Origin of the sequence: Wolbachia endosymbiont of Drosophila leontia (assembly GCF_028981785.1) — a bacterium.
Taxonomy (GTDB): domain Bacteria; phylum Pseudomonadota; class Alphaproteobacteria; order Rickettsiales; family Anaplasmataceae; genus Wolbachia; species Wolbachia pipientis.
In genome coordinates this window covers 1-3,861 of sequence record NZ_JAPQLK010000022.1, presented here as the reverse complement: position 1 = coordinate 3,861, position 3,861 = coordinate 1, and the positions used below count along the sequence as shown (strand labels likewise).

Below are 3,861 nucleotides of genomic sequence, written 5' to 3'. Positions count from 1 at the left end.
CCAGCTTGCAAATGATTGTCCTTTCCTTCATTTCTCTCCTATTACGAAGATTTTAAACAGGTTCTCAGACCTCTAATGCATCAATGTACAGACTTACACCTTTTAGTTGGTAATACCATTCTAGACGTTTATCATTCGTTTTAGAAAATACTATAGTTGAAATAGCACAGTTACTCACCCCATAAATTTGGTGCTCTCTTTCAATCAAAGGTGTCTTGCTGCTTGAAATGTTTTCTTTGTAAAAATTTGGCTTATCTTTATATCATCTCATTCAAACAGCATTAACATAACTTATGCCTTTTTTAGATGTAGAAATTTTCTAGGAATTGTCTTTTTGAATTCTATGGTATTTTGTTTAACATTGAAACAAGAGGCCAGTGTCACGCACTGGCATGACACCCATTTGTTCCTATAGTTGTCTTTTCTCGTCTACCTTATTTTGCCACTCTGCTGAACAGATACATAAAGAAAGTGGAAAATTGGACATTCTCAACTCAGCTCCTGCAGATTAAAAATTAAGTTGAATAAAAATTGGATTTGACGCAGTTTTTTCCCATAGTTTAAGAAATTAAAAGTTTAACGATTAGAATTATAATTACAAACCACAATAAAAAATAGACTTTTCCATTTGATTTATTTTTAATTTGGATGTTTTCTAATTTTTTATCAGCTATTAGGTTTAATTTTTCTATAAGGCTAAATATCCCTTGGATTGTTTTTACAGGATAAGAACTTCTAATTTTTTCCCTATACCCTATTTTACTTTCATGTTGACTGCTTATCCACGCTTCAACTACTTTCCACATATTGATTTCTGGGTAGATCTTTCTACATGTCCCTTCCAGTAAAATCATAGTTTTCTGCAGCAATAACAATTGTGTTTGAACTTTCATATCAAAATCACCAGTTATTTTTAATAGCTGAGCAAGTAAACTAGCAAATGAAATCTTCTGTATAGGCTGCCCAATAATGGGTTCACCTATTGCCCTGCAAGCTGTGACAAAATTTCTATGCTGTGATGAAACGTAACCAGCTTTAAAGTGCATTTTTGCAACGTGATCATAATCCCGATTTAAAAAGCCTTTGAGTATCTCTATAACGTAATAGCATGTCTCACGATCTATTCTACCCATGATTCCACAATCCAGAGCAATAATATTGTTATTACTATCAACCATTAGATTTCCAGGATGCATATCAGCATGAAAAAAACAATCCCTGTATACCTGATTACAAAACGATTCTATAAGATTGATAGCTATTTGCTTATGATTATTCAGTTTTTCAACTTCGTATATTGGCGTTGCTTCTATCCATTCTAATGTTAAAACCTTTTTTGCAGTTCTATTCCAATCTATTTCAGGTACATAAAAACCTCTGTCATTTTTTGTGTTTTTCTTTAGTTCCGAAGAGTGAGCAGCTTCAAAACGTAGATCTAACTCTAATCGGCAAATTTCAGCAAAAGTTTTAACTAATTCAATTGGCCTCAGCCTTTTTGATTGTTCGCTAAATTTTTCTGCAATTTCTGCAAGCCAAGAAAGCATTTTTATATCTCTTGAGAATGTTTTCTCAATATTTGGCCTTAAAACCTTCACAGCAACTTCCTTACCCTCAGTTGTAACCGCTCTATGCACCTGAGAAATCGATGCTGCTGCAATTGGCTTTTCAGAAAAGCTTGAAAAAATGTCGCTCAATTTACAATTAAACTCACTTTCTATAGTTTTAACTGCTATTTTATGTGAAAATGATGGCAATCTATCACATATCAATAACAAGTTACTTGTTATATCTTCATTTAAAACATCAGTACGTGATGAGATAGACTGCCCAAACTTAATGAACACCGGACCTAATTTTTCAAGAGCACACTTTAGCTTGTGGCCTTGTATTTTATTTATTGATTTTTTTGATGGTGGAAGTAAATAAGGTAATATATTGTAACGCGTCAGCACCGTAGTTATGTGCAGAAGACGCAAAATATTTTGAATCATTTCGCTGCGTAACTGCTAAATATTTCATTTAGGGTTCTATTTTTCATAATCTCATCAGGCTTGCCTTGGCAATAGATAGTATTATTTATACAAATTATGTAATCTGAGGATGGTAGAGCAGAGTTAAGATCATGAGAAGTCATAAGAATCGATACCAATCGTTTTTTTGCTATTTTATTTATAATATCATAAAATTTAGCCCGCGCGTTAATATCCATTGCACTAACTGGTTCATCTAGAATGATCAAGTCAGGCTCTGCAATTAAACAACGTGCAAGTAGCAATAATTGTGTTTGCCCTGCAGAAATTTCTAACACTTGATTCTTCAAAATGTTACCGATACCAACCAACTCTATCGTTTCTGTAATAATGGATTGATTTTTCTTTAGTCTTTTCAAGGAGCTATTTAAAAGGAAATATTCAACTGTTATTGGCATCAAATTACTAATACTAAAATTTTGCGGCATATAGCCAATTTTTATGTTGTCAGCAAATACGATATTACCGGTACAGCTTTTATTTATGCCAGCAATTGCTTTCACTAAAGAGGTTTTACCTCCACCATTTGGACCAAGTATTGTAACTATGTCTCCTCTTTCGATGAACATATTGATATTGTCAAGGATTCTTTTACCATCATATGTGAGAGCAAGATTTTCTATTTTTAGAACACGATTATTGACATTATTCAATTTATTGACAAAATTTAACTTCTTCTCAACGTTTATATGAGACATTTACTGACTTTTTTTCTATTACTTTCATTTACACTATACTATAATATCGCCTTTTCATCCAATTTAAAAGTTGTAGTTACAATCAAACCTATCCACTCACTTGTAGCTTCTATTACAGAAGGGATTTTAGAACCGGAATTGCTTGGCTATGCAACATCTGCGCATAATTATATATTAAAGCCATCTGATGCGAGTAATTTAGAATCAAGTGACGTTATATTTTATGTTGACGATAACTTAGAGACGTTTGTTCAAACTTTCGCCAAAAATAATAAAGAACTAGTGCAATTGTCAAAGGCAATCAACCTACTTCCTACTCGGCCACATTCATTTTCTAGAAAAATTACTCACATTAAAGATGAAAAAGATTTACACATTTGGCTGAGTCCCGAAAATGCAAAGAGCATGATACTTTCTGTAAGTGCAACATTGTCTAACATAGATAAAGAAAATTCCCATCGATACAACTCTAATGCAACAAAAGCTATAAAAAAAATAGACCAAGAAGTAAAAGAAATCATGAAAGAACTGAATGATTTTAAAAATCAAAAATATATCGTCACTCACGATGCTTATCAATATTTTGAAAAATATTTTGGTTTAAATCACCCAAGCGCCATTCTTTTCATAGAAGAGGATTCTTACATAGGTATGAGGAGTTTAATGAAGCTAAAAAAGATAATGAAGGAAGAAAACGTTAAATGTATATTTGCTCATTCACAGGAAGACAGCATAAAGCCTAATGCTCTTTCTAATGACGCAAAAATGGTAGTTCTTGATCCTATTGGATCAGACATAGAGCCTGGAAAAGATGCATATCTAGCTATAATCAATAACATTGCACAAAATTTTAAGTCTTGTTTTGTTGAGTAATAAGTTCCCTTTTAGCTTACTGTTTTATTGTTCTGCATTTATTTGTCCTTTACATATTATGCAGGTTTAGAATTATGCTTTATTCTTACGTTTATGTCTTGGCCCAATACAATCAATAAGTTAAGCAAGTATTCTAAGGAGAACCCTTCGATTTTTGACCTATTGATTTGAGATACTTTAGGTTGATCAATCTTTAGAACCTGTTTAAAATCTTCGTAATAGGAGAGAAATGAAGGAAAGGACAATCATTTGCAAGCTGG

The 3,861-nt window shown here is 32.5% G+C and carries 3 protein-coding genes and 1 pseudogene; 1 reads left to right on the top strand and 3 read right to left on the bottom strand.

The genetic code is table 11. The features are described 5' to 3' along the window. Positions 1-560: 560 nt before the first annotated feature. Positions 561-1,991 (bottom strand): 2-polyprenylphenol 6-hydroxylase, encoded by a 1,431-nt coding sequence (gene ubiB, locus OZD63_RS00745; RefSeq protein ID WP_274979766.1) that lies wholly within the window; start codon positions 1,989-1,991, stop codon positions 561-563. Continuing rightward, positions 1,988-2,728: a metal ABC transporter ATP-binding protein gene (locus OZD63_RS00740; RefSeq protein WP_275007828.1), complete on the bottom strand. Its 741-nt coding sequence runs from the start codon at positions 2,726-2,728 to the stop codon at positions 1,988-1,990. Before OZD63_RS00740 ends, ubiB begins: the two co-directional genes overlap by 4 nt. On the opposite strand from OZD63_RS00740, the gene OZD63_RS00735 reads away from it, so the two are divergent. Further along, positions 2,720-3,601 carry a zinc ABC transporter substrate-binding protein gene (locus tag OZD63_RS00735; RefSeq protein ID WP_274979767.1) on the top strand — a complete coding sequence of 294 codons (882 nt, stop codon included), beginning with the start codon at positions 2,720-2,722 and terminating at the stop codon, positions 3,599-3,601. The genes OZD63_RS00740 and OZD63_RS00735 overlap by 9 nt on opposite strands. Positions 3,602-3,657: 56 nt before the next feature. On the opposite strand, the pseudogene OZD63_RS00730 reads toward OZD63_RS00735, so the two are convergent. After that, a pseudogene (locus OZD63_RS00730) lies at positions 3,658-3,798 on the bottom strand (XRE family transcriptional regulator); the annotation flags it as partial. Positions 3,799-3,861 lie beyond the last annotated feature (63 nt).

What these genes read in the sequence shown, in the direction of transcription:
- ubiB (WP_274979766.1), bottom strand. Translation starts at nt 1,991, where the DNA reads ATGATTCAAAATATTTTGCGTCTTCTGCACATAACTACGGTGCTGACG.
- OZD63_RS00735 (WP_274979767.1), top strand. Translation starts at nt 2,720, where the DNA reads ATGAGACATTTACTGACTTTTTTTCTATTACTTTCATTTACACTATAC.
- OZD63_RS00740 (WP_275007828.1), bottom strand. Translation starts at nt 2,728, where the DNA reads ATGTCTCATATAAACGTTGAGAAGAAGTTAAATTTTGTCAATAAATTG.